25 protein-coding genes are annotated in these 26,306 nt (G+C 43.4%); 10 read left to right on the top strand and 15 right to left on the bottom strand.

Annotated features, from left to right (window positions below; translation table 11 throughout):
• Positions 1–66: 66 nt before the first annotated feature.
• The 4 genes from MHN32_RS03795 (at position 67) to MHN32_RS03780 (ending at position 4,915) form a co-directional block, all read left to right on the top strand.
• Positions 67–1,443, top strand: coding sequence for an L-serine ammonia-lyase (locus MHN32_RS03795; RefSeq protein ID WP_010606395.1), 1,377 nt, complete (start codon positions 67–69; stop codon positions 1,441–1,443).
• A 130-nt stretch (positions 1,444–1,573) separates the two neighbouring features.
• Positions 1,574–1,804 carry a hypothetical protein gene (locus MHN32_RS03790; RefSeq protein ID WP_239420925.1) on the top strand — a complete coding sequence of 77 codons (231 nt, stop codon included), beginning with the start codon at positions 1,574–1,576 and terminating at the stop codon, positions 1,802–1,804.
• Positions 1,805–2,033: 229 nt separating this feature from the next.
• Complete coding sequence (locus MHN32_RS03785) at positions 2,034–4,376, top strand: S8 family serine peptidase (RefSeq protein ID WP_239420923.1); 2,343 nt, start codon at positions 2,034–2,036, stop codon at positions 4,374–4,376.
• A 14-nt stretch (positions 4,377–4,390) separates the two neighbouring features.
• Entirely contained in the window at positions 4,391–4,915 is a 525-nt protein-coding gene (locus MHN32_RS03780) for a hypothetical protein (protein ID WP_010606392.1), read from the top strand.
• Between the two features lie 447 nt (positions 4,916–5,362).
• Here the strand turns inward: MHN32_RS03780 and MHN32_RS03775 are convergent, their stop codons facing one another.
• Positions 5,363–6,733 (bottom strand): YjiH family protein, encoded by a 1,371-nt coding sequence (locus tag MHN32_RS03775; RefSeq protein ID WP_010606391.1) that lies wholly within the window; start codon positions 6,731–6,733, stop codon positions 5,363–5,365.
• Between the two features lie 65 nt (positions 6,734–6,798).
• Positions 6,799–7,857, bottom strand: coding sequence for an outer membrane protein assembly factor BamC (bamC, locus tag MHN32_RS03770; protein ID WP_010606390.1), 1,059 nt, complete (start codon positions 7,855–7,857; stop codon positions 6,799–6,801).
• A 332-nt stretch (positions 7,858–8,189) separates the two neighbouring features.
• Here bamC and MHN32_RS03765 point away from each other — a divergent pair, with 332 nt between their 5' ends.
• On the top strand, positions 8,190–8,723 hold the full coding sequence (locus MHN32_RS03765; protein ID WP_010606389.1) for an ACT domain-containing protein: 534 nt from the start codon (positions 8,190–8,192) through the stop codon (positions 8,721–8,723).
• A 9-nt stretch (positions 8,724–8,732) separates the two neighbouring features.
• Complete coding sequence (bcp, locus tag MHN32_RS03760; RefSeq protein ID WP_174168565.1) at positions 8,733–9,206, top strand: thioredoxin-dependent thiol peroxidase; 474 nt, start codon at positions 8,733–8,735, stop codon at positions 9,204–9,206.
• Between the two features lie 86 nt (positions 9,207–9,292).
• Here the strand turns inward: bcp and putP are convergent, their stop codons facing one another.
• On the bottom strand, positions 9,293–10,774 hold the full coding sequence (putP, locus tag MHN32_RS03755) for a sodium/proline symporter PutP (protein WP_239420921.1): 1,482 nt from the start codon (positions 10,772–10,774) through the stop codon (positions 9,293–9,295).
• A gap of 319 nt (positions 10,775–11,093) precedes the next feature.
• On the opposite strand from putP, the gene MHN32_RS03750 reads away from it, so the two are divergent.
• The gene (locus tag MHN32_RS03750) at positions 11,094–12,314 is read left to right on the top strand and encodes an HDOD domain-containing protein (protein WP_010606386.1); all 1,221 of its coding nucleotides are present in this window, start codon (positions 11,094–11,096) and stop codon (positions 12,312–12,314) included.
• Between the two features lie 89 nt (positions 12,315–12,403).
• Entirely contained in the window at positions 12,404–14,422 is a 2,019-nt protein-coding gene (locus tag MHN32_RS03745; RefSeq protein WP_239420919.1) for a TonB-dependent copper receptor, read from the top strand.
• A gap of 47 nt (positions 14,423–14,469) precedes the next feature.
• Here MHN32_RS03745 and MHN32_RS03740 read toward each other — a convergent pair whose 3' ends face one another.
• Genes MHN32_RS03740 through ccmA form a run of 10 tightly spaced genes read right to left on the bottom strand, consistent with a single transcriptional unit; the run spans position 14,470 to position 22,207 of the window.
• Positions 14,470–15,201, bottom strand: a complete 732-nt coding sequence (locus MHN32_RS03740; protein ID WP_239420915.1) for a VacJ family lipoprotein — start codon at positions 15,199–15,201, stop codon at positions 14,470–14,472.
• Entirely contained in the window at positions 15,202–16,485 is a 1,284-nt protein-coding gene (gene ccmI, locus MHN32_RS03735) for a c-type cytochrome biogenesis protein CcmI (RefSeq protein WP_102056498.1), read from the bottom strand. It lies immediately after the preceding gene.
• Positions 16,482–16,946 carry a cytochrome c-type biogenesis protein gene (locus MHN32_RS03730; RefSeq protein WP_102056497.1) on the bottom strand — a complete coding sequence of 155 codons (465 nt, stop codon included), beginning with the start codon at positions 16,944–16,946 and terminating at the stop codon, positions 16,482–16,484. The genes ccmI and MHN32_RS03730 overlap by 4 nt, the downstream gene beginning before the upstream one ends.
• Positions 16,943–17,515: a redoxin family protein gene (locus tag MHN32_RS03725; RefSeq protein ID WP_010606381.1), complete on the bottom strand. Its 573-nt coding sequence runs from the start codon at positions 17,513–17,515 to the stop codon at positions 16,943–16,945. Before MHN32_RS03725 ends, MHN32_RS03730 begins: the two co-directional genes overlap by 4 nt.
• 1 nt (position 17,516) lies before the next feature.
• Positions 17,517–19,475 carry a heme lyase CcmF/NrfE family subunit gene (locus tag MHN32_RS03720; RefSeq protein WP_010606380.1) on the bottom strand — a complete coding sequence of 653 codons (1,959 nt, stop codon included), beginning with the start codon at positions 19,473–19,475 and terminating at the stop codon, positions 17,517–17,519.
• A 1-nt stretch (position 19,476) separates the two neighbouring features.
• Positions 19,477–19,956 carry a cytochrome c maturation protein CcmE gene (gene ccmE, locus MHN32_RS03715; RefSeq protein ID WP_010606379.1) on the bottom strand — a complete coding sequence of 160 codons (480 nt, stop codon included), beginning with the start codon at positions 19,954–19,956 and terminating at the stop codon, positions 19,477–19,479.
• Complete coding sequence (ccmD, locus tag MHN32_RS03710; protein ID WP_010606378.1) at positions 19,953–20,156, bottom strand: heme exporter protein CcmD; 204 nt, start codon at positions 20,154–20,156, stop codon at positions 19,953–19,955. The genes ccmE and ccmD overlap by 4 nt, the downstream gene beginning before the upstream one ends.
• A gap of 2 nt (positions 20,157–20,158) precedes the next feature.
• Complete coding sequence (locus MHN32_RS03705) at positions 20,159–20,896, bottom strand: heme ABC transporter permease (protein ID WP_010369087.1); 738 nt, start codon at positions 20,894–20,896, stop codon at positions 20,159–20,161.
• Between the two features lies 1 nt (position 20,897).
• A complete protein-coding gene (gene ccmB, locus MHN32_RS03700; RefSeq protein WP_010606377.1) occupies positions 20,898–21,584 on the bottom strand; it encodes a heme exporter protein CcmB in 687 nt (228 codons plus the stop codon).
• Positions 21,584–22,207, bottom strand: a complete 624-nt coding sequence (gene ccmA / locus MHN32_RS03695; RefSeq protein WP_081489968.1) for a cytochrome c biogenesis heme-transporting ATPase CcmA — start codon at positions 22,205–22,207, stop codon at positions 21,584–21,586. The genes ccmB and ccmA overlap by 1 nt, the downstream gene beginning before the upstream one ends.
• A gap of 103 nt (positions 22,208–22,310) precedes the next feature.
• Between ccmA and MHN32_RS03690 the strand changes: the two genes are divergently transcribed.
• Both MHN32_RS03690 and MHN32_RS03685 read left to right on the top strand, forming a co-directional pair.
• Positions 22,311–24,764: a flagellar hook-length control protein FliK gene (locus MHN32_RS03690; RefSeq protein WP_239420913.1), complete on the top strand. Its 2,454-nt coding sequence runs from the start codon at positions 22,311–22,313 to the stop codon at positions 24,762–24,764.
• A 4-nt stretch (positions 24,765–24,768) separates the two neighbouring features.
• On the top strand, positions 24,769–25,065 hold the full coding sequence (locus tag MHN32_RS03685; protein WP_235368048.1) for an EscU/YscU/HrcU family type III secretion system export apparatus switch protein: 297 nt from the start codon (positions 24,769–24,771) through the stop codon (positions 25,063–25,065).
• A gap of 290 nt (positions 25,066–25,355) precedes the next feature.
• Here MHN32_RS03685 and MHN32_RS03680 read toward each other — a convergent pair whose 3' ends face one another.
• Together MHN32_RS03680 and MHN32_RS03675 are read right to left on the bottom strand one after the other, a co-directional pair.
• On the bottom strand, positions 25,356–25,787 hold the full coding sequence (locus MHN32_RS03680; protein WP_102056493.1) for a DUF2802 domain-containing protein: 432 nt from the start codon (positions 25,785–25,787) through the stop codon (positions 25,356–25,358).
• Positions 25,788–26,285, bottom strand: a complete 498-nt coding sequence (locus MHN32_RS03675) for a chemotaxis protein CheW (RefSeq protein WP_102056492.1) — start codon at positions 26,283–26,285, stop codon at positions 25,788–25,790. It lies immediately after the preceding gene.
• Between the last annotated feature and the right edge of the window lie 21 nt (positions 26,286–26,306).

Raw genomic sequence — 26,306 nt, 5'->3', positions numbered from 1 at the left:
TGGGTTACTTCCCTAAGTAGACACGTTATGATGGCGTCCGTTTTAAAGGCAATGTGAGTAAAATTTATGATCAGTGCATTCGATATGTTTAGTATCGGTATTGGACCTTCTTCCTCTCATACAGTGGGACCAATGCGTGCTTCTAGGTTATTCGTACAAGACCTTCAGGCACAAGGCATCGTTGATGATATCACTTCGGTGAAAGTGGAACTGTTCGGCTCTTTAGGCCAAACAGGTATTGGCCACGGCTCTGGCAAAGCTGTTATTTTGGGACTTGCGGGTTACGATCCTGAGACCATAGATGCAGATCTAGTACCAGAGATCTTAGAAACCATAGAAAATGAACAGGTTATCTATCTCGACAAGCAACATAAAGTAAAATTTCCTAAGCAAGGCGCGATTGTGTTTCACCGTCGAAAAACGCTGCCTAAGCACTCCAATGCAATGGAAATCAAAGCGTATAAAGGCGAAGAGCTTGCTCATAGCCAAATTTACTATTCGATTGGTGGTGGCTTTATCGTTACCGATCAGAATTTTGAAGCTGAAAAGCAAGCTGCGTTAGATATCAGAACAGAAAACCCGGCACCTTACCCATTCAATTCAGCCGCCGAACTACTGGAAATGTGTAAAGAGTCTGGTCTCAGTGTGTCTTCGTTAATGATGGCCAACGAGAAAACATTACGTAAAGAATCTGAAATCAAAGAAACGCTATTCCACATTTGGCAGGTAATGAAAGCTTGTATTGAACGTGGTATGAAAACCGAAGGTATTTTACCGGGCGGTTTAAAGGTTCGTCGTCGTGCACCTAGCCTGTATTTAAAACTCAGTGTAGAAACGCACCAAGATCCACTGCGCGCAATGGATTGGGTGGATTTGTTTGCACTTGCAGTTAATGAAGAAAATGCAGCGGGCGGCCGCGTAGTAACCGCACCAACCAATGGTGCAGCCGGTATTCTTCCAGCGGTGTTAATGTACTATCACACTTTTATCAAAGAAGTGGATATAGAGATTGCCACACGTTATCTACTTACCGCAGCGGCGATTGGGATCTTATATAAGAAGAATGCCTCTATATCTGGCGCTGAAGTTGGATGCCAAGGTGAAGTAGGTGTTGCGTGTTCAATGGCTGCTGGCGCTCTTACCGAAATCATGGGTGGTAACGTAGTACACGTTGAGAACGCCGCTGAGATTGGTATGGAGCATAATCTAGGCCTAACCTGCGATCCTGTCGGTGGGCTTGTGCAAGTTCCGTGTATTGAGCGCAATGCAATGGGTTCTATTAAAGCCATTAATGCTTCTCGTCTTGCTTTGCGCGGTACGGGCGATCAAAAAGTATCACTAGATAAAGTGATTAAAACGATGCTTGATACCGGTAACGATATGAAAACTAAATACAAGGAAACCGCACGCGGTGGATTGGCGGTAAACATTATTGAGTGCTAGTTGACAATTGTCAGTTCACTTTACAGATGACTTAATGGCATCATGGTGGTAAATCATGATGCCATTTTTTATCGTCACTACAATGAATTCGTCATGATATTACTTATCAACAAAAAGGAGTAAATTGGCTATGTCAGGCACTACAATGGTTTTTTTGATTGTACTTATTAGTGTTGGTGGAGGAATAATTAGCGAAATCTATAAACGCCGCTTGGAATTTAAAAAAATAGACGCACAAAGAACAAAGGTGCATGATGAGCTACACTCAGAGATTGCTGCATTAAAAGCAAGAGTGTCAACACTGGAGCAAATTGTTACCGATGAAGGTTATCAAGTCAAAAAAGATATAAATAACTTATAAAAGAATACGGCTAATAACGCTACTAGGCAAAGGAAAGGAGTCCTTTCTGGTTAATTTTTTCATCTCTCGTTACTGTTTACATTTGTTTTCAAAGAAGATAACCAATTGAATTAAATGATAAAAAAACACCTCTGATTACACTTTGTTTACAAAACTTAAAATTATATAATTGCTAACATTAATTTACTTGAGTACATTCGTTACTGCAAAGTGTACAAAGGTAAATAATATGAATAACAATAAATTCAAATACACCGCTTTATCCGCAGCGATAGTAGTAGCACTATCAGCTTGTGGTGGAAGCGATAACAACAATAATAGTTCAGCTCAAGAGCTAGATCATGCACCTCAGGCTGGTGTTACCCAGCTAGAAAATGTAAAACATTGGCAGACCATTTCGGGCTCAATTCAAGCCTCCGACGCAGATAGTGACAATCTATCAATTACAATATTTGACGGTGAGACAGAGATTTCGCCTGTAGATAATGTTTACACTTTTCCTCATGGTATTTTAACGCTAAAAAGTCTAACCGCTTTTGATTACTTGCCAATATCTGGCGAAGCGGCAACTATTAAGTACACTGTTACTGCAAAAGGAAAGTCAGCCAACGGTAGTATTGAGATCCCAGCATCACTAACTGACCCTCTTGCTTACCAGCAATGGCACCTAAATAATACGGGTCAAAAGGCTTACGCACTGAGTGATGCGATGAAAAAAGGCTTGGTCGACCTTTACGTCGGTCGTGGCATTATGACTGAAGAACAAGCGATTGAGTACTGGAATAGTGAATTTGCGGATGCAGAATCAAACATCTTAGTCGCTGGTGAAGATATGAATGTACCAGCAGCATTTGCCCAGGGTGTAACGGGCGAAGGTGTGACAGCCGTTGTCGTTGACTCAGGCCTAGAAATTAGACATGAAGATTTGGCTCCTAACGTTTTGCCAAATCGCTCTCTTAACCTACTTGACAATGCGCTTGATAAAACTGATCCTACGAGCACAGCGACTAATGGTGACCACGGGACTAGTGTTGCAGGTCTGATTGCATCTAAAGGCTGGAACGGCCTAGGCGGCCGTGGTGTTTCGCCTGATACTGGTCTTATCGGAATGAATTTACTAGCTAGCGGTGACAAGACACCGAAGCAAGATCTTTTAGTTCATGGCTTTCCTGGCTCTGGGATAACAGAAAGTGAGTCTATTTCTGTATTCAACCGCAGCTATGGCCTTACCTACCCTGTTCAATTTAGTTATTCGGAACTTGATGAAGCAATTGAATCTTATCCAAACAGGAAGCTTCGTTCAGGCAAAGGTGCTACTAACGTAAAATCAAGTGGTAATAGTTTTGTAAGTGAAGACTTAGAAGGCTCATTTTGTGATGACAATGGTGCAAATGACTTAGGATTAACCTGCTACAATAGCAACAGTGAAAGTAGCCAAGGGCACCCTTACTATTTCTCTATTGGTGCCGTTAACTCAAATGGTAAACATACTAGTTACTCAAGCGCTGGGGCAAACCTGTTAGCAGCAGCTCCTGCTGGGGAATATGGCCGTTGGGCTCCTGCAATGGTTACGACTGATCCAATGACATGTTTAAGTGGTAGTTCTGGTTATACTGGTCGCGCAATCGCCAGTTGGACAGGAGCTTATGGAGAGGAGTTCGCTGCAAGCCAATACCCATTCGATTACCCTGGACATCCAGAAAACCCTAACTGTAATTACCGTTCAACCATGAATGGAACCTCTTCTGCAGCACCAAACGCTTCAGGCGTGATCTCTCTGATCCTATCAGCGAACAGTGAGCTGACTTGGAGAGATGTACGTCATATCATTGTGTCAACAAGCACCAAAAATGACGCCGAAAATGCGCCAGTAACGGTGCCAGTAGGCGCTGGTGAATTTATCGCGCATGATGGCTGGGTAGAAAACGCAGCTGGCTATAGCCATAATAACCTTTATGGTTTTGGCCGTGTAGATGCCGGTGCAGCAGTTAAAATGGCCAAGTCTTACTCAACTAAACTTGGTGAAGAAGTTATTACAGATTGGATTGGCCAAGGCTCCGTAATGGGTCAAGATTCTCTAGAGATGGCAATCCCTGATAACAGTGAAGTTGGTGCCACTTACAAAGTGACTGTCTCAGAGGACATCAACGTTGAAGCTATCCAATTCAAACTGGATGTATTTAACGATGAGTTTGGTATGGGAATTCAAAATGATGAAGCGGTTATACAGTCTACAGCTGGTTCTGACTTGGCAATTGAAGTTATCTCTCCGAGCGGTACGAGAAGCGTTTTATTATCATCTAGACAAGCACTGATACGCCCTGCATATGATTTTAGCGGTGCTGGCTTCCAGGTTGGCTATATCCTAAAAAATGGCGTATTTTTATCAAACAGCTTCTATGGTGAGTCAGCTAAAGGAGAGTGGACAATTCGCTTGTTTGACGTGTCAGACAAGTCGTTTGCGACGACTAGCACAGGTGATATTGTCTACGATGGATACGTAAACAATTCAACGCCATCAAAACTGATGGGTGCAGCTGTACGTATCTTTGGCCATCAATCTGCTGAGTAATTGGAGTGTATACTATGAACAAGTTAAAAATCGCGGCATTAATTACAACTTCACTATTCTTAACTCAAGCAGAGGCTCGAGACAACTTGACTCCTAAACTGGAGAAAGCAAACAAAGTGGCAAATTTTGAAAAGCCTGATTTTGGTGCTTATAAGATTATGTCTGACTATGCATTAGTTCCGTTAGCCATTGCAGATCCTAGTGCTGTAATTAGCCAAAAAGGTGAAAAAGCGCTAGTCAAGTCGACGTCTATCAGCCAGTTATTTACTAAAGGCTCTTTAGTTAAAAATATATTCAATGGTGAGATTGCTCCAGTATCTGGTAACATCAACCTGCTTATGAAAGACAATGCGTCTGCACGCGAATTAGCAAGTGAGTACGGCGTTGCTGTTGAAAATACGTATGACGGTGGCCGAATTGCTGTTGTTAGTGTAAACAGCAACCAAGATTTACTAGGTAAACTTGCTGAACTGAAGCAATCAGGAAAGGTAGTTGAAGCTAGAATTGAAGTGTTAGGTACTTTATACACATCTAGATAATTTTCCTGTCAAACACTAATTTTTCTCAAGCCTCATTTAGAATGGGGCTTTTTTACGCTTCAAAAGCCTAATACACTGATGACTATATTTTCTGCTACCCCCTAAAACCTCAGATATGGCTAGATCAAAAGTGACCTCCGTATTTTGAAATCCATTATTTTATAACTAACCTAAACTCGTATACTTACTATTCTTTATAAAATTGCCTATTAAAAATACAAGCATTGGCTGAAACTTAAGTTATACCAATTTAGGCCCCGTGTCTTAGGCTATAGCTTTAGCGATGATTGCTCGAGGAGGGAATTTAATAGCTTATTTTTAGTACCAATCGGTTATGGGGAGAAATAGAATAATGAATATCTGTATGAGGTTAGTCAACTGACCCACAATATTTAGGCGGGTAAATATTGTGGGTTATCAGTATACTCTGTTACCGAGTGTCCTGTTCTAGCCAACTAACCACTTGGCCATGAAGACAATGACAGGCAAAGTAACAAGTGTTCTCAAGATAAAGATTAGGAATAGCTCCCATAAGTTCACCGGGATTTTGCTGCCAAGCAGCAATGCGCCAACTTCTGACATATAAATAAGCTGAGTTACGCTCATGGCAGCAACGATAAATCGGGTGGTATCGCTTTCAATGGAACCTGCGGCAAGAATTGACGGAATAAACATATCCGCAAAGCCGACAACTATTGTCTGCGCGGCCTTTTCTGCCTCTGCCACATTGAGTAGCTCGAGGTAAGGAACGAAAGGTGTGCCTAAATATTGAAATACTGGCGTATGCTCAGCAATAATCAACGCAAAAGTACCTACAGCCATCACTACAGGTAACACAGCAAACACCATATCTAATGCGTTGTGCAGGCCTTCTTCTAGTGTTCCTTTCACCCCTGGAGCCGTTTTAGCCTTGGTAAGCGCTATATCTAGGGAGTGGCTAAACAACCCCTTCCCTTTAGGCACAGCTTCAGAATCTTCATTATGATCACTACCATCAACATAAATATCTTTTTTAAATCTGAGCGGTGGTAAACGCGGCACAATAATCGCGGCAACAAAGCCGGCTGCGCATACGGTAAGATAAAATGGAGCAAACAGGTGTTCAAGTTTGACTTGGCCAATAACGACTAAGCAAAAAGTGATTGAAACCGCAGAGAATGTAGTACCAATGATTGCTGCTTCTCGTTGTGTGTAATGCTTATCTTCATATTGGCGAGCGGTCATCAAAATACCGACACTGCCATCACCAAGCCAAGATGCAACACAGTTTACTGCACTACGTCCTGGCACCCCGAATAAAGGGCGCATCACTTTGGTCAGAAGCGTACCAACCATCTCAAGCAAGCCAAAGTTAAGCAGGAGTGGCAGCAATAGTCCGGCTAAAATGAATACACAAAATAGCACGGGCAAAAGATCATTGAGCACTAACGCCCCTGTATTTTCCGAATGGATCGCTTCTGGACCAACACCATTGAAGGTAAGCACAATAAACACCATACCAACTAGTCGGGTTATTAACCAAATCCAGCTTACATCGAATAGGTGTCTTATTATGGTTATTTTTAATAGTGCTTGGGGTCTTAGGAGTTTAACCACCAGACTCATGATCCCAGTAATACATACTATTGCAACGATCATGTCTTTCATAAAAGGGGCTAGTTGCGCTTGCAACCATTTTGCCATCACTGCAATCGGGATAGTCATTGCCTCCCCGACCGCTACTGGCGTCATAAACAAAAAAATACCAATCAATGACGGTACGATAAACGCAAACCACGTTTGTAAAGTGGAGCGTGGTGTCATAGTGCTCTCTGTCATTTTTTACTTCCACAAAAACAAAGAAAAGAGCCGAAGCTCTTTTCGTTTTTAAATTATTATATTTATTAAATCGTTAGACCTTTTTGCCTTAGCAAAGTGATCAAGGCTTGATGCAGGTTATTCATGGTGTTTGCATCAAGTACATTCCCCTCGCTATCCTTCCAGGTAATGGAAGTACGCGTGTCCTGCGCTTGAGCGATCTTTATCGTGTAATCACCATTATCAATCGGTAATACAACCGCTTCTTCACCCCAAATAGAATCCCAAACACTGCTTTCAGGCGCTTCGTAACGAACCAAAACTTCCTGCTTTTCCCTATCGACACGAACAACCGTAAAGTTACTTCTTTCTAGGAAGTTAGAGAAGCGATCAAGTACCGCTTCTTGACCTTTTTCAGTCAGTAGCGCCGAATCACCATTCTTGTCAAATCCAAGTTCAAGTGCCAGTACACCTTGGCGCTTACGCATTTCAACTTGTAGTAAACGATATTGATAGTCAAATTCGGTCACAACTTCATTAAGCGCTCGTACCTCTAAGTGGTTCTTTTGAAGCGCAGTTAACTCGTCATCGCCTTGATAATCAACCAACTCTGCACGAATTGATGCGGTACGCTGGTGCTCTTTCTGTTCCAGGGTAAATTTAAATTTTTGCTTAGACGGCTCTACACTTTCTTCCCAAAACCAGCCGTCTTTTGGTTGGATCAGTGAATACCAAGTTGTCGTCACTGTCCCTTGTGCCTTGTTATCACTTTCAAACCCAGCGTTATGCATTGCGACGACGCCGTCCACGGCGCGCCAAATAAATGCTGGTAAATCTTCTATCCCATCATTTTTATCAAAATAAATCCTTGCGGCGTCTTCACCCTGCTCGACCCAACTACCTTGCGCAACCGTCAATACTTGCTGCGGTGCACGATAACTTACCGGCTCGGCCGTGTTCTCATATTGACCAACTGGCATGGCAAACTCAGGATCTCGGTAAGGTTGAGACAAGCCTTCAGGGGCTTTCACCGGAGCATTTGCACGATAATTTCTTTCATGATGTGCATCATTTGTGAAAATACTACAGCCGCTTAGACTCACGGCAATTCCAAGAACCAGTGATTTTGGGATCCAATACTGCACTCATTTACTCCTTAGCAAACCCTATTATTATTCGAATCAAAGTTATGATTTAGGATTGCCGAATTGGTTCACACAAAGTTGCCAAAAATTGACAATCTCTGAATTGTTAGTGCTATGACATCGAATGTCCCATCAAATATACTGGGAACACGTATTTCATAGCCAAAATTTTGCCCTATGTTACTTGTCATACATTAGAAAAACAAGCAACCATGTCCAGCAAGCACAATTCTATTTTTTATTACAACGCGCTAGCGCTAAAACTCAGATATGGTAGTATTTCGCGTTAATTATTAACCTTGAGCGCATTACGTGAAATCAGAGGTTCCAAAATGACCATGCATGCAAACCATCAACTTGTCTTAACCGCCATTGGAGAAGACAGATCTGGTATTGTTGGCGAATTGACACAGCTTGTGAGTGACTGCAACTGTAATATTATTGACAGTCGAATTGCAATATTGGGCAATGAGTTTACCTTTATCATGCTACTTGCCGGTGACATGGCGTCTATCAGTCGTGTCGAGCACACTTTACCTGCCAAAGGGATGGAGCTTGGCCTTTTAACGATGATGAAACGCACCGCAAGCCATCAACAAGGCGAATACAGTGCAGGTTATACTTTGGAATATGAAGGGTTAGATACTCCTGGTACGTTAAGTAAAGTAACACGCTATTTCGCAGCGCAAGGGGTGAATATTTGTTCACTGAAGTCAGATACCTTTGAGCAAGAAGACGAGCTACATATGCGCTGCGAGCTCGAGTTTAATATTCCTGTAGATGTGGATATCGATAACTTTAAAGTTCAGTTCGAAGATCTTTCACACTCCTTAAACGTAGACTATATATTCAGACGCATTCGCTAAGGATTTACTATGAATACTTTGAAAATCGGTGATAAAGCACCATTATTCTCACTGCAAAACCAAAACGACGAGACCGTTGAGCTTGCTACTTTATTAAAGTCACATCAAGTTTTAGTCTATTTTTATCCTAAAGCATTGACCCCGGGCTGTACCGTTCAAGCTGAAAATCTGCGTGACCACAAAGCTGAACTGGCTGAATTAAACACCGTAGCCGTTGGCATTAGTCCAGATGCTGTGAAAAAGTTAAAGAACTTTGAAAACAAAAAAGAGCTTAACTTTGACTTACTTTCGGATGAAGATCACGCGGTAGCCGATGAGTTTGGTGTGTGGGGCTTAAAGAAATTTATGGGTAAAGAGTATGACGGTATTCATCGCCTATCTTTCTTAGTCGGTCAAGATGGTACCATCAAGCACGTGTTCAATAAGTTTAAAACCAAAGACCACCATGAAGTCGTGATTAACCACTTGAAAGAACACGCTTAAAGTGACTCGTTAAGCCGTATATACGTATATTTGAGAAATAAAAAACGGAGCTGAATGCTCCGTTTTTTTATCCGCTTCAACCGACTTTAATCAAGGGCGTTTTCTACTTTATTAAATAAGGTAGTGATCTCTTTACTTGGTTCCTTGGTCAGTAGGCTAACAGCAAAGATAGCGACTGTCGCAACAATAAATCCTGGGACAATTTCATATAATGTCGCACTAAGCGGCTCGCCATTATAAGTAAACGGACCGTAGATCCATACCAACACAGTCACCGCACCAGATACCATGCCGGCGAGTGCTCCAGCAAAGTTCATACGAGACCAGAATAAGCTTATCAATACTAGCGGGCCAAATGCCGCACCAAAACCTGCCCAAGCATTACTCACAAGATCTAGAATCGAGCTATCTCTGTCGTACGCAAGATAAATGGCAGCAAGCGCTACAACTAGTACACTGATACGACCAACAAGCACAAGTTCTTTATCCGAAGCATTTTTGTTCAAGAATATCTTATAAAAGTCTTCCGTTAACGAGCTCGAACTCACTAACAACTGCGAAGAAATGGTACTCATAATTGCGGCAAGAATAGCTGCAAGTAAGAATCCCGCAATCAATGGGTGAAACAATAACTGGGATAAAATCAAGAAAATGGTCTCAGCATCGTCTACAACAATCCCATGCTCATGTGCATAAGCAGCACCAAACAAACCAGTGCCCACGGCACCGAGAGCTGCGACTATCATCCAGCTCATACCTATACGGCGCGCTGTTGGCATATCTTTAACACTTCGAACAGACATAAAGCGCACGATAATATGGGGTTGACCAAAATATCCAAGACCCCAAGACATTGCAGAAATAATGCCTATTGCGCCAGCTGATCCCACCCAAGTTAACATCGACGGATTTAACTCGTTCAGTGTTTGAGAAAGTGGATTATCGAGTAATGAGAAGGTAACTAAAGGCACTAAAATCAAAGCGATAAACATGATACAGCCTTGGACAAAGTCAGTCAGACTTACCGCTAAAAAGCCACCGAATAAAGTATAAAGCACAACAACACTAGTTGTGATATATAAGCCGCTCTCATAACTCATGCCAAATGAACTTTCGAACAGCTTGCCACCGGCAACCACGCCAGAAGAGGTATATAGCGTGAAGAAAACAATGATCACTAACGCAGAGACTATTCTTAACGCATTTCCTTTATCTTCGAAACGATTGGCAAAATAGTCAGGAATGGTGATCGCATCATTTGCATACTCTGTGTAAACACGCAGGCGCGGAGCGACCAATAAATAGTTGAGCCAAGCACCAATCATAAGGCCAATTGCAATCCATGTACTGCTAAAACCATAGAGGAACATTGCGCCAGGTAGACCCATCAAGATCCAACCACTCATGTCGGATGCACCTGCTGAAAGAGCTGCTACACTTGGTGGCAGACTACGGCCACCCAACATGTAGCCAGACACATCACTGGTCGACTTTTTATATGCATATAACCCAATTCCCAGCATCGCAATAAAATACAGTGCGAGAGAGATTATCGTACCAATCTCCAAATTAGCCTCCTAAATTGTTAGTTGGGCTCTTCTCCAAATGTGAGCTTTTTCTATCACTTAATTATTCGATTTCTAACTCACTTTGAATAAAAGCCAAAAACATAAAGACCTCACTATAACACGCACAAACCATACACCCAACCACCTGAGACTATTGACCAAAATAGTATTTTATTTGTACCTAATTCAACTGGTTAATTATCATTCACCCTATGCTCTGTATTTACCCATATTCTGTAAACTCAATTTCCCAGCGTGACCTGACTGCGCTTTTACCTTATATTAAAGCCAATAGCATTTTGTTTGGACGGTAGTATCTATGTACTTTTACGCGGCTCGTCAGCCAATTTTTGATGTCCAAAGGGAATTGATTGGCTACGAACTTTTATTTCGTGATGGATTAAGTAACGTATTTCCCGAAATTGACGGCGATGAAGCGACAAGCCGGTTAGTTGAGGGCAGCCAGTTTACCTTTGGCCTAGATGATTTAACCAATCAACAGCCAGCCTACATTAACTTCACCCTAGAAACACTTGCTAAAGGTTATGTACAAATGCTCGCCCCCGAGCAAGTTGTTGTAGAAATATTAGAAACAGTACAACCGGGAAAACGGCTCTTAGCCTGTGTCAAAGAGCTAAAAGAGCAAGGTTATACACTAGCGCTTGACGATTACCATCACCAAAATGTGTGGCGCCATTTTTTTCCTTATATCGACCAAATAAAAGTCGACTTTTTGGCGACTAACCTTGACCAAATTCATGCCATTAAAGGCGCGATACAGGATTTTCCTAACATTGATTTAGTGGCAGAAAAAGTAGAAACCTACGAGCAGTTTGAACTCGCCAAGTCGCTTGGATTCAAATATTTTCAAGGCTTCTTTTTTGCCAAACCCGAGATGGTCAAAACCAAAGCACTAGCCCCCTCGGAATTAGCCATGGCTGAATTGCTTTATGAGACTTCAAGCGTTGAGCCCGACCTTGCTAGGATCACTCAGGTCTTCGAGCGTGATGTAAACCTAAGCTACAAACTTCTTCGTTATGCAAATAGTGCCGTATTTAAACGCCGAGCAGAGATATCGACGATTAAACAAGCCTTGGTTGTACTCGGTAGTGATGAGCTTAAGCGTCTGATCTCATTATTGTTTGCTTCACAGCTTAATACAGAAAAGCCCAAAGAACTGCTTTCACTCTCATTATTGCGTGCACACTTTATGGAAGCAATAGCAACTAAGGCCAACAAAGTCTCCGATACTGGGAGTACATTTTTGGTTGGTATGATGTCACTGATGGACGCCATTCTTGATGACGATATGGCCAGTTTATTGACGAAGTTACCCTTATCTCAAGAAATTAAATCAACTTTACTGAAGAAACCGAGTGCTTTTGGTATCTATCTAGACCTTGCAGAATCTCTGGAAAAAGGTGATTGGGATAGTGTTGAAACCATATCAAAATCTCTTGGCGTAACCAGCCAAAATATCGCAGAGCTATATCAAAAGTCGCAAGTTTGGAGTGACACTCAAATAAAAGCGATAGAGTAACCTATCAAAGGATGCGACAATCTGTCGCATCCCGCTAAGCACCTGATAGCGATAAAATAAGTTCACCAAAACAACTTCAAAGTGAACTTATGAAACGCACCCTACTCTCTCTTGCTATTGTTTCCTTATCCCCCATAACTCATGCCGATGAAATTGAAAAAATCGTTGTTATTGCACCGATGCAAACACCAATTACGCTAACAACGGATACCAAAGCAGTACGCCAACCACTACCAGCACAAGATGGCGCGGATTTACTCTCTTCAATCGCCGGGTTCTCACTAATTAAAAAAGGCGGCGCAAGCGCTGACCCTGTGTTTCGCGGTATGGCAGGCTCTAGAATTGCGATTATCGCCAATAATGGTCAAACGCTGGGTGGTTGCGGTAGCCGCATGGATCCGCCAACGGCATATATTACGCCACAATCCTACGACACCTTAAAAGTCATCAAAGGCCCACAAACTGTGTTGTATGGGCCAGGCAACAGTGCTGCCACTGTGGTGTTTGAGCGTGAAAATGAACGCCTAGCTAAGTCAGAAGTGATTGGCTTTACCAATGCGGTGCTGTCGAGCCAAGGCCGCCACAGTGTTAACAGTGATATCAAGGCTGGTAATGAACGCGGATACGCTCGGATCGCTGCAAATTACAGCGATGCTGATGATTATGAAGATGGCAATGGTACCAAAGTTCACTCGGCTTACGAGCGCTGGAATATAGACACAGAGTTTGCCTATACCCCAAGCGATGACGCCTTTTACTCTATCACTTACGGGGTGAGCGATGGTGAAGTTGCCTATGCCGACCGCATGATGGATGGTAGCCTCTTCGACCGAGAAAATATTGGCCTGAATATCAAATTATCTTCCCTTTCATCTCTGATTGAAGAGTTAACATTCAACGCATACTATAACTACGTCGACCACATCATGGACAATCATAGCTTACGTCCTTTTGTTGCTAACATGATGATGAAAACCCCAACCTCCTCCAATCCTGACCGTAAAACTTATGGCGCAAAGCTTACGTTGACTTCAGAAGTCAATGCCCAACATACTTTTGTCTACGGTGTCGATTATCAAGCAAATGAGCACCGCAATCGAGTCAGCCGAGATCAATTCAACAATCCGGTAGAAACGATGCCGCGCCAAATAGATGCTGAATTTAGACAGCTCGGTGTATTTGCCGAGTTCGAATATCAATTGGGTCGCTCCAGCCAATGGGTTAGCGGATTACGCATTGATGATTGGCAAAGTGAAGATCATCGCACCATGATAAACGCAATGATGGCAATGAAACCAAATCCAGCTGCCCTACAAACGCGAGACGATACGTTAATCAGTGGATTTAGCCGTTATCAAGCACAATCTGAAAACAGCAGCTATTTTGTCGGTTTCGGCGTTACAGAGCGTTTTCCCGATTACTGGGAAGTTGTCGGTGGTAGTCGAGGAAGTGAAACGTCTATTTCTGCCTTTAATGTCGATACTGAAAAGACCTTGCAATTAGATGCTGGATTGGTAAAACAGTTCAAGGCCATTAACGTCAATTTCTCGGTGTTCTATAACCAAATTGACGACTATTTATTAGTCGACAATATGTTTGAAAAGATGAATATGACGTCAAAAGTGACCAGAAATATTGACGCGGAAACCTTCGGTTTTGAGGGTGAAGTAATGTGGCAAGCGAGCAAAGCGCTACAACTCACCGGAAGTATCAACTATGTAAAGGGTAATAACCTTACTGACAATCTCGCATTAGCTCAGCAACCACCTTTGCAACTGCGTATTGCAAGCAATTACCAATTAAGCGATAAGTGGCAACTAGGCGGATTGGTAAGATTAGTACAACACCAGCATAGAGTGGCGATTGGACAAGGGAATATTGCAGGTCAGGATATCGCTGCAACGACTGGATTTGGTACACTTGCACTCAACACCAATTATCAATATAGCGATGCATTACAACTCAGTGCAGGAGTAGATAATGTGCTCGATAAAACCTATGCCGAGCATTTAAGTCGTTCAGGCGCCGCAGTAAGTGGCTTTGACCAAATTGATCGAGTCAATGAGCCGGGAAGGACGCTTTGGGCAAATCTCAACTGGCGCTTTTAAGTTTTCGCAAAGATAACGAAAAGGTCGGCGATTGCCGACCTTTATTTTTACAGGTTCTCTAAAAAGTTCTCGTCAAAATCATCCGGCTCTTCTTCCATTGGCGGGTTGCCATCAAATAGCTCGTACAATTGACGTTGATAGTATACATCCTTTAAGAAAGTGTATGGATCAAGCGACTCATTTAGCAACTTTTCTTGTGACATCAAAGCCGCTCTTGCCTCGACCGCACGCAGCGCAAACACTAATACTGTTTGTGGCGTGGTGAGTGCAATTTCTGGCAAGACAAAGTTATCGACTACATCACCCGTTAAGTTTCTCGCGGTCGTCGGTCCCATAGCTGGGATCATAATATACGCACCATCACCAACGCCCCACACCCCAAGGGTTTGGCCAAAATCTTCGTCTTTAAGCTCAAGGCCAAGTGTTTTCGCAACATCAAACAAGCCAAAAATACCGACCGTAGAATTAACTAAAAAGCGAGCAACATTGATTGCCATATGATCAGGCTTGCCCTGTAGCGCTGCGTTTACTGCATCGGTCGGCGCGGCGATGTTGGTGGTGAAATTAACCACACTACTGCGCACAGGAGCGGGAGTCACCGCAACATATCCTTTAGCAACAGGCCGTAAGATATAGGCGTCCAACACATCCATATTGAAGTCATAAAGTGGACGGTTAAGTGATTGAAATGGATCTCGTGGATCCTTTTTCTCTTCGGGTACTTGCGCACAACCGACAACGGTCAGCACAAGTAAACCTGTGAGCACAGCTTTAAGCATTTATTTCCCTGTATTTGTTAAGACACGACTAATCTCGACAGTGAGCTGATTTTCGCCTTGTTGAAGTTCAATTACGCTTGAAGCACCCTCTAGTTCTCCATCTGAAGGCATTACTGAACCATCATTAGAAATACGTGCGGTGACCGTAACTTGAGAAAATTTCGACAAGGTTAATTCAGGCATCATTGCCATACTATCATCTAGGTTTACCGTCATTGGCAAGTTAAAGTTTGTAATTTTGGCGACCGCCAATGGCATGGCTGGGCCTTCAGCCGCTTTTGCAAAAACGAACAACGTGCTGTCCTTTGGAATCTTGTTCTGTAACTCAGCTGAAATGGTTACAGTAGCGACAATACCAGCTTTTACAGCTACTGGTTCATCTGTTTGTTGACCCAACTTTTGCTCGATTTCAGCAATCCGCCCTGCGATCATCTCATAACGCGGATCATCTTTGGTTAATTGTGACAACAAGACTTCAAAAGCGGCTTTTGACTCTTTCCAATCTTGACGTTCATAGGCAATTAACGCCAGCAAGCTAATCGCATCAATATTCGTTGGATCATTCTTGAGCACTTTTGACAACATTCTGGCCGCGCGATTCATACTTGGCTCTGAGCCCTCTATCAATAATGCTTGGCTATAATTCACCAAAACATTATTGTTATTAGGTTGCATCACGAGTGCTTTATCAAATGCCTGCATCGCCATCTCAAAGTCACTAAGTGACATTGCAACACGACCAAGTAACATCCATGCAACTGCATCGTCGCCAGCGGTTGCTAGTTTAGTTCTTAGTCCCAGCGCAAATGCTTGTAGCTCGTTGGCATTTAGCGGCTCTCCAGATTGCATTACTGCACGCTCACCATACTCAGGTAACTTTTCAACGGCTTCATGCCAGCTAGCTATTTGCCTGTGGCTACCCGTATAGTAATAAAAGACACCTGTCACCAGCACCATAAAAGCAATACCTGTCAGCGCTAATACACGGTTGTCACCACGACTCGTCAATGATTGTTCAGGCGATAACTCGTTCAATAAGCGACGCTTGAGTTCAACCACAGATTCATTATAACTGTCTTTTTCGATACGCTGATTAGCAAGCTCTTCTTTTAACTCTTCCAAACGCTGATGAAAAATATCGATACGCTCGGCGTTCGCATCGTGATCAACCGTGACGCGCTTTTCCTTTTTAATAAACGGAAAAACCACAAACAGACCGGCAAATATGCCTAGCAGAAGAAACAAAAACCACATTTGAGTTAAATCTGTCGAGAATTCGCTCACTGCTCACGCTCCTGACGTTGATATTGATTAATGAGCTCAGCTAGCTTTTGTTCGTCTGCGGCATTCCAATCTTGTTTTTTCGCAGCGCGTTTTTGACGAAATATAATAAAGCCGAAACCTAAAATAATGATTGCCACTGGCAGTACCCAAAGTACGATTGTTGCAGGCGTAACAGGTGGTTGATAATGAACGAAATAGCCATAGCGGTCGATCATATAATCAATGACCTCTTGCTTAGACTGACCTTCATTAACCAATGCGATGACTTTGTCACGCAGGTCTTTGGCAACGACGGCATCTGAATCTGCAATGTTTTGGTTCTGGCATTTAGGGCAACGTAGCTCATGAGTCAGCTCTCGGAAAGTTTGCTCACGTTCCGCCGTGGCAAAGTTATACTTATCTTCCGTTGCTTGCGCCGCTGCAGTAATCATCATTAAAAGCAAAACAATTACATATTTCATTGCGTTAACTCCTGATAGATTGCCGCAAACTTAGTGCGCCACACGCGTTCATTGATGTCGCCAGTATGATGCAACAAAATCTTACCTTGCTTATCTACCAAAAAAGTCTCTGGCGCGCCTGAAACTCCTAGATCCAGTGCTAGTGTACGCTCCAAATCAAGAATGTTAAATTGGTATGGGTTACCAGCACGACTCAGCATGTTATTGACATCTTGTCTTAGTGCATTGATATCAAACTGGTCGCCAAAATCAGGGTCATAAGCCTGCTCGTAATACAGGCCTATTATTTTCACGCCACGCTCTCTAAGCTCAGTTAAATAACCTAGCTCAGCGATACACGTTGGGCACCAAGTGCCCCATACGTTCATCAAGTAGACTTCACCCTTAAGCGAGTCGGCGGTCCAAGTTTTATCACTATCCATTAGATCGGGTAAAGAAAACTCAGGCATAGTGTGTCCTAAACGGCCTGTCTGAAGTTCTCTTGGATTACCAAATAGTCCTTGGTACAAAAACACACAAAGGAAAATAAATATCAAAAAAGGCACTAAACCTAATAACTTGCGGTTCATGTTAAGCCTCCACTTGGGATGATTTTTTAACGCGGTTGCGGTAGCGTTTATCCGCAAGCACAATGAAGCCGGCAAAAGAGATAAGTAGCCCACCTAGCCACATCCAGCGTACGTATGGTTTGTGATAGATCCTAAGCGACCACGCGCCTGCAGAAAGCGGCTCGCCGAGTGCTAAATATAAATCACGGAAGAAACCATCATCAATAGCGGCTTCGGTCATAAACTGCATCCCTACATCATAACGGCGTTTTTCTGCATGCAGCTCGGTGACTTTTTTACCATTTTTGAATACCGTCACTACGCCAGCATGACCACCGTAGTTCGGGCCTCGAATTTCTTTTACGCCATCAAAGCGATATTCGTACTCGTTTAGCATCGCCGTTTCACCGGGTTTCATGCTCACGGAGCGCTCAACTGAGTATGCTGAAGTTAACGTCACCGACGCGATAACAAAGGCAATACCAATGTGCCCGAGTACCATTGCCCAATAGCTCAATCCTAGCTTTTTAAAGCCGATCGCAACACTTGGGTGAACAGTCACTTTATTAAATAAGTCAGCAGCAGTAGCCACACTTATCCACACAGCCAGCGCTGTCGCAACAAACGTTAGTGGTGCCACCACTTCGTAGCTCGAGTACAACCACGTCGCGGTGAGCACTAAACTCACCGCAATCAATACAGCCCATTTTTTCACTAGTGGCGGCATTTTATTTTGTTTCCAGCGCAGCATAGGGGCTAAACCCAGCAAAATCGCGAACGGCACGATTAATATCGCAAACATTTGGTTAAAGAAAGGTACGCCAATAGAAATAGAGCCTAAGCCCAACTCTTTGTGGATCATAGGCAATAGCGTGCCCAATAATACAATCAAGGTCGCAACCACTAAGAAGATATTGTTGATCCACAGCGCCACTTCACGCGAAATGAATTGATAACGCCCTTCGCTATATACTTGAGCTACGCGCAGTGCGTAAAGCGCTAAGCTGCCACCCACAACCACAGCTAAGAATGACAGGATATATAAACCACGGTCAGGATCGGTTGCAAACGCATGCACCGATACGATAATGCCTGAGCGAACGATAAAGGTACCCAGTAAACATAAACTAAACGCGGTGATAGCAAGTAGTACTGTCCAAGACTTAAACACACCACGTTTTTCCGTTACTGCGAGTGAATGCAATAAAGCGGTTGCAACAAGCCAAGGCATCAGTGAAGCGTTTTCCACCGGATCCCAGAACCACCAACCGCCCCAGCCAAGCTCTGAGTACGCCCACCAACTACCAATTGTAATGCCTAGAGTAAGAAAGCCCCATGCGGCCATTGTCCAAGGACGAGACCATTTAGCCCAAGTATTATCAAGTTTACCGGTTAAAAGCGCAGCAATTGCAAAAGAGAAAGACACAGATAAGCCAACATAACCCATATAAAGGAGCGGCGGGTGAATGATCATACCTGGGTCTTGCAATAATGGATTCAAATCACGCCCTTCAACAGGGAAGTAAGGAAGCAAACGCTCAAACGGGCTCGACATCCACAGGGTATAGAGCATAAAACCCACCCCTAAAAAGCCAAGGACACCTAACACACGCGCTCGCAATACCCACGGTAGCGACTTTGACATCACAGCAACCAGCATGGTCCACATGGATTGCATTACCAACCACAGTAAAATTGCGCCTTCGTGTCCACCCCATGTTGAGGTGATTTTATAATACCAAGGTAAAGTACTGCTCGAATGATGCGCCACATACGCAACCGTAAAGTCATCCATTAACGTGATGTAGATCAGTACCATAAATGAGAAAACAACTAGAATACACTGACCAACGGCCAGTGAAGGAGCGGCTTTCATCAGCCTCAAATTACCCGTATAAGCACCCCACAATGGGAAAATACACAGTAATAAGCTCAATGCCATCGCCAGAACTAAGGCGAAGTAACCTATTTCTGGGACCATTTTAGTTCTCGCTGTTTAAATTATATTTTGGCTTTTCGTGTTTAATGCCTTTCACGGCTTCAGCCACTTCTGATGGCATATACTCTTCATCATGCTTGGCAAGTACTTCAAACGCTTCAACTACATTAGACTCAACTAACGTCCCTTGCGCTACAATACCTTGGCCTTCACGGAATAGGTCAGGAAGGATGCCTTTGTAACGAATAGTAACCATAGGACCGGTGTCGATAAGTTTAAATGACACATCTAAAGACGTTTCATCACGCACCACTGAACCTGGCACAACCATACCGCCAATACGCAGCTTCTGGCCAATTTGCGGGATTTCTTTTAACTCACCTTTACCTTCAACAAGCTCGCTCGGCGTGTAAAACAAATTAATATTTTCTTGTAGTGCATAAAGCGTAAGCCCAACCGCTGCGCCAATACCAAAGATTACGGCAGCAACGGTGAATAATCTCTTTTTGCGTCTAGGATTCATGCTTGCGACTCCTCTTTTGCTTTTTTAATCCGTGCTTCTCTTGCCATTTGCGCTTTAACTGCTTGCTTTAGCTTCTTACCATCCAAGATAGAGCCGACTAACATACCAGCCAGTATTAATGCACATGAGCCGAATGAGAGCCAAACATAAAAGCCATAGCCACCCATGGCTAAAAATTCACTGAAGGATTCAAACTGCATGATTAACCCCTATTCACTAATTCGCGGACCCAAGGACGGTGTTGTTCGCTTCGTAAAATTTCATTTTTCAAACGAATTAGCGTAACCACGCCAAGCACACCAGCAAACGCCACTATGTTGATCAACAAAGGCCACAACATGGAAGGATCAATCGCTGAAGTATCAAATTTGGTGATAGTTGATCCCTGATGCAGCGTATTCCACCATTCTACCGAGAAATGAATAATAGGCAGATTAACGACCCCGACAATGGCAAGAATACAGGCAGCTCGACCACCTGATTTTTTATCTTCAAAGGCATGATATAGAGACAAAACACCGAAGTACAAAAACAATAGGATAAGCTCTGACGTCAATCTTGCATCCCAGACCCACCAAGCGCCCCACATAGGTTTACCCCAAGCAGCACCAGTGATTAACGCAATCGCAGTCATTGCCGCACCAATAGGAGCAATGGCAATAACCGCCAGTTCAGCATTACGAATTTGCCATACCAAGGCAACAATAGCCGCAATAGCCATAGAAGAGTATGCACCCATCGACCAGATAGCCGACGGCACATGAATAAAGATAATACGATAGCTGTCTTTTTGTTGGTAGTCGGCTGGCGCATAGGCTAACCCCCAAACCCATCCAACAATTAAGCCCACTACCGCAATCACGGCAAAGTAAGGAAGCAAGGTGTTACACAGTTGGTAAGCACGCTCCGCTTTGGCATAAGGATGTAACCACTTCCACATTTTAACTTACACTCACTCTTAAAGCTGACGATATGGCAATTGGTGCGGCAACAATTGCGACGGCAAGCATCGCACCAAGGATTGCAAGCTGACCACCATACGCTAAAGACATGCTACTGGTATCTATGGCGGACGTTGCAAAAATCAATACGGGGATATAAAGCGGAAGGACGAGTAAACTCATTAAAATGCCACCCTTTTGCAATGCAACGGTGAGTCCTGCGCCAATAGCCCCAATAAAACTTAATAACGGTGTACCTATCAGTAAGGTCAATACAGTCGCATTGAGAGACTGCGACTCGAGATTCATTAACAGCGCGAACAAGGGCGCAAGCACCACCATTGGCAAACCACTAACTGTCCAATGTGCTGCTACTTTTGCTAATACTGATAGCGATAAAGGATAAGGTGAAGCAATCAATTGCTCTAATGAGCCGTCGTTGTAATCGTCCCTAAATAATTTATCTAGACCTAACATAGTCGATAAAAGTGCCGCTACCCAAATAATACCCGGAGCCATTCTGGTAAGCAGCGCAGGTTCAGGCCCAATTGCTAACGGAAATAAGGTGATCACGATAAGGAAAAACAACAAAGGATTGACTATCTCAGCGCGTTGTCTAAAGGCCAAGGTCACATCTTTGGCATAAACCGATTTAAAAGCTAACCAATAAGAATGTTGAGTCTGCATTACAAACGGTACTCCAACGCCAAGGTTTGTAACTGTGCAAAATGTGCGGTGAGATCTTGGTGGGTCGTCAATAAAATGGCGCCCCCCTTGTCGAGATGAGACTGGAACTGGGTTTGCAACATGGCGACCCCTTTTTTATCCAGCGCAGTAAATGGTTCATCTAGCACCCAAAGCTTGGCTTGATTAAGCCACAAACGTACTAATGCAACACGGCGCTGTTGACCCGCAGATAACGTTCGCACAGGTACATCTTCAAGTCCGATTAAGCCGAGCTTAGCAAGCAGTGTATAGACTTCTTCTTCATCTGCCTGAGCGCCGTGAACCATAAGCCAATGTTGAACATTTTCGTAGGCACTAAGTTGTTGATTGACACCTGTCTTATGACCAATAAATAATAAATCGGCAGCGAATGAATCATAATCATCGCGGATATCAGTGCTGTTGTAGCGGATCTGCCCTTCATCCGCTCTGGCGAACCCAGCAATGATCCTCAACAAAGAGGTTTTTCCGGCACCATTTGGGCCTTCAATTTGCATGATCTGCCCCGCATGGAGAGTGAAACTTAATGAGTCAAACAAGCATCTATCTTGTTTGGTACAAGTGACGGCGTCTATCTCTAGCAAACTTGGGCTTCTCTTTACCTAAAATTGGGCGTTAGTCTAACATAATGGTATGGTAATACGAATAATCCGATGCGACCGATTAGCGAAAATTTGATTTAAAATAATGAATAAGCTGCCAATTACAACAAATACGACGACAGCATCTGTGATAAGCACAGATAATAGCGAAGTATCGAGATTAGACTTAGCCAAAAACCAACCGTTTGCAGCGAAGAATATCCAAATTAGTAACGATAAACTAAAAATGGATGTGGCAATTGATGGCCGCTGGCAAACTATCCAACTAGCGCTTAAGCCTCCAACCCAGCCCAATCAGCTTCCAGAAGCACAGGTTAGTATTGATGAAACTGGCAAGGTGGTCACCTTTCAAACGCCCAAATTACAAGCGCAAGTAACGCTGACAAAACAGCTTTTTGATATTTTAACGACGCTAAAGACGCACACGCCAAGCCCAGTAGTACAGTCTTCAGCAACCACGTTGCCAGACGCCACATTGCACATCAAGGTGCTTGATTTAAAAATACCGCTTCCGCAAGCCGTGGCACAATTGCTCGCAAGTGAAAACAAACTTATTGCGCATCTTAGTGCCCAACAAAGTAATGTTTCCTTGCAGGTCGTCAATCAATTTAAAGACTTGCTGTTTAGTACGGCTTTACCTAAGTCAATGATTGCAAAACTTATCTCTAGTCAACTTAGCAGTGTTGAGGTGAAGCCTCAGCCAAGTGGAGTAACACTTAACATTCATGACCGTTCAATAACCTTATCGCCAATAAGCAGTAACTGGCCTGCAGCAACCACATGGCAAAAAGGCGAAGTAAAAACGGCTTTCAATGGAATTGATATCACAAAATCGACACAACAAGTAAAAGTAGAGACCATAAAGCCGCTTAGCGCTTTGCTGCAACAAGTCACTGCAGTGAATAAGGAAACCCCCTTACCGCTTGAGTCACGCTTAGCATCAGTACATACGCTGGCGTATGACAAACCGTTACTTGAAGTCAATCTGCAACAAATTAAGTCAACAGTAGTAAAAGCGTTGCAAGTACTGATCGGAAGACCTTTTGGGAAGCCACTCACAAATCAGGTTGATCAGCCCGCGAACTCCCCAGTCAAGAACGGCCAAAGTCATGTTTTGAGTCGTTCGACCTCAGTGCTGTATATGCAAAGTGAGAAAGTAAGTGCTCACAATGAGAATAAACCAAGCACACCACTACAACAACTCACAAACCAAATAAAACTTAATCTTACAGAGCTGATGGCAAAGCAACCATTACCGTTGCAAAAAAGTCACTTCCCCTTGCAAAGCGAAAAGTTAGCCAGCTCCATTGCTCGTTACTTACAACACCAGCTCGCAGAAACACCAAAATATCAAGCGCCACCGGTTGATTTTGAGGTGAAACAAAAAGCCCTGTCCTTATTATTGGACACTCTCACGGGTAAACTGTCGCTTAGCAATAAGCAAGTTGAACAGCTGACACAAGTCTTAGAGCGGCCGCTTTATCGTAAAGCGAGTTCTGCGCCTGTAGATTCTGCTAAAACGTTCCAGTTGCAATCTACAACACATTCACAAGGCACAAAAGTAACCGCTACGCCTTCTCAAGTACCGCAGCCTACCAGCAATCAAACTAAAGGGGTAATTGAAGCTCTGCTTACTCTGCCCATGACTAAGACCGAACAAAAAGAAAATACACCAAACATGTTACGCCAAGCTTCTGCAACCATCGAAAAGCTCGTCAAAGCAGATACATTCAAACAAACGCCTGAATTGCAGAAGTTAGTCAATCAAGCATTTTCGCGCTTGCTTGATGACCGTTCAGTCAACGCGCTCACCGTTAAAAACCAGTTAGAAAGCCAACTGGGCATGGCAACCTTTGCTAACACGCCAACAAGTTTAGCTCAATCGAGCTTTACACAAATGTTGGACCGTTTAATTGTGTCGCTATTAGGTAGTCAGGTGGCAAACCAAACTCAGAGCAATGAGCAAGCAACGCAAAAAATACAAGCTTTACTGGATGCGCTGCTACCACAACTGAAGTTGACCTCACCCAAGCAAACAACTGAAGCGCTACAACAACCACAAGCAAAAGAGCTGTTAAACGAATTAGGACAATTACATAACCAACTACAACCGCAACAATCACAAACTATAACCACCAACTCTGCGAAACAAGACAGCGAAGCACAGTTAATTATTAACCTACTCTTTCCCACCAAAGTAGGACAAGAGCAACAGCAAACACAATTACAAATAGGTGAATATAAAAAGTCGCCGAAACCTGGTATGCCGGAGAAGTCTGTGTGGTTTATTCGTCTTTGTTTTGATTTTGCAGAAAAAGGTCAGATCCATGCCCAAGCCGAGCTGATGGATAAAGCCCTGGAATGTGCATTAGTAGCCACCTCCAATCAGGTCAAGCAGCTCGCAGAGCCACATTTGGCAACGCTCAGACATAAGTTAGCATCTCATGGGCTACAAGTCGCAGAGATAGGCCTTAGGGAAGAAGCCAGCTTTCAAGATAAGTTCTTTAATGAACACGCAATTATCAACATTAAGGTGTAAAGAAATGACACAAAAATCTGCAATCGGGCTGTTATATGAAGCTGGTAGCGCACCTCAGGTCACCTTTAAAGGATATGGCGAACTAGCAGAGGAAATTATTGCGCTGGCAAAAGAGAAAAACATCATGATCCATGAGGATGAATCATTAGCACAAACACTCAGTGCACTTGAGTTACACCAAGAGATCCCAAGGGAACTCTACTATGTGATTGCTGAACTCATCGCTTTTTCTTACATTATGCGTGGTAAGTTTCCAGCTGGTTGGGAAGGTTTTCGTGGCAAGCTAGATATTAAGGCATAGCCAAAATTTCCTACTTTCTAGGGCCTGTTGACCTTTGCTGTTTGATTTTTGTTCTCCTGAGTGTGTTTTGATCGCGACGCTCGACTTGCCGCCTAGTAATCTAGGCAAAAGTTGAGCAACAAAGAACAAAGCGCACTCAGGGGAACCCAAAGGGCAGCGCTTGATTGGAATTTCTTCTGTGTTATCGCCTAACTTACATAGAATAACTATGCTACGCAGGCTCTGCCTTGTATAAATACCAATCAAACTGCTGCAAAAACAAACTTGAAAGGTCAACAGGCCCTAGACAATCATTTTGATTTGTTATGTAAAGACATGAGCAGCTCTGCCTCAGCTCTTGGCAACTCACACTCGTGCATCACCTCTTCAATATCAGCACCAAGCTCCACCATTTTCACGGCGCGAGAATACATTTTAGCGTCAGGGTCATCATATTTCTGTGCTGCTTGCTGATTCGCAACGTCATTTAACTCTTGCTCGGTTGCGACCACCCGCTTACCAATACTCATGATACTGGCACGTAACTCCGCAACTTCGCTGCGTAATATTGCTATTTGTTGCTCAGACCCCTGCAGTGAGCTCGAAAGTTGCGCTGTTTGCCCCTGCGCATTCTGTAGTTTTTTACTCAGCACAAAAACAAACCTCAAGCATACTAACGCAAGTATGCTTGAGGTTATTGATATAACGAGTAAAACGGTTTGTGCGTTTACTACTTCAGACATCTAGATATGACTCAGCTCATCCCATTCATCATCGTTTAATAGCTTATTAAGATCGACTAAGATCAACAGCTCGCCTTCTCGATTTGATACGCCTTGGATAAACTTAGCGCTCTCTTCGGTACCTATGTTTGGCGCGCTGTCAATTTCCGAGCTACGTAAGTAAACCACCTCAGCAACGCTATCTACTAAGATACCAATAACTTGCTTTTCGGCTTCGATAATCACAATTCTTGAATTATCCGTTACTTCAGCACTTTGTAGACCAAACCTAGCTCGCGTGTCTATAACCGTTACAACGTTACCACGCAGATTAATGATCCCGAGTACGTAGCTTGGTGCACCTGGGACTGGTGCAATTTCGGTGTAACGCAGCACTTCTTGTACTTGCATTACATTGATACCGTAAGTTTCCTCTTCAAGCTTGTAAGTAACCCATTGCAATACTTCATCATTACTATCAGCATTTTTGTCTGCAGAAAGTAGTCTATCTTGGCTCATGGTTTCACTCCATCAATATAC

Origin of the sequence: Pseudoalteromonas sp. Of11M-6 (genome assembly GCF_022347905.1) — a bacterium.
GTDB lineage: Bacteria > Pseudomonadota > Gammaproteobacteria > Enterobacterales > Alteromonadaceae > Pseudoalteromonas.
The sequence above is the reverse complement of the archived record's forward strand: the minus strand, read 5'-3'. Positions and strand labels throughout refer to the sequence as shown.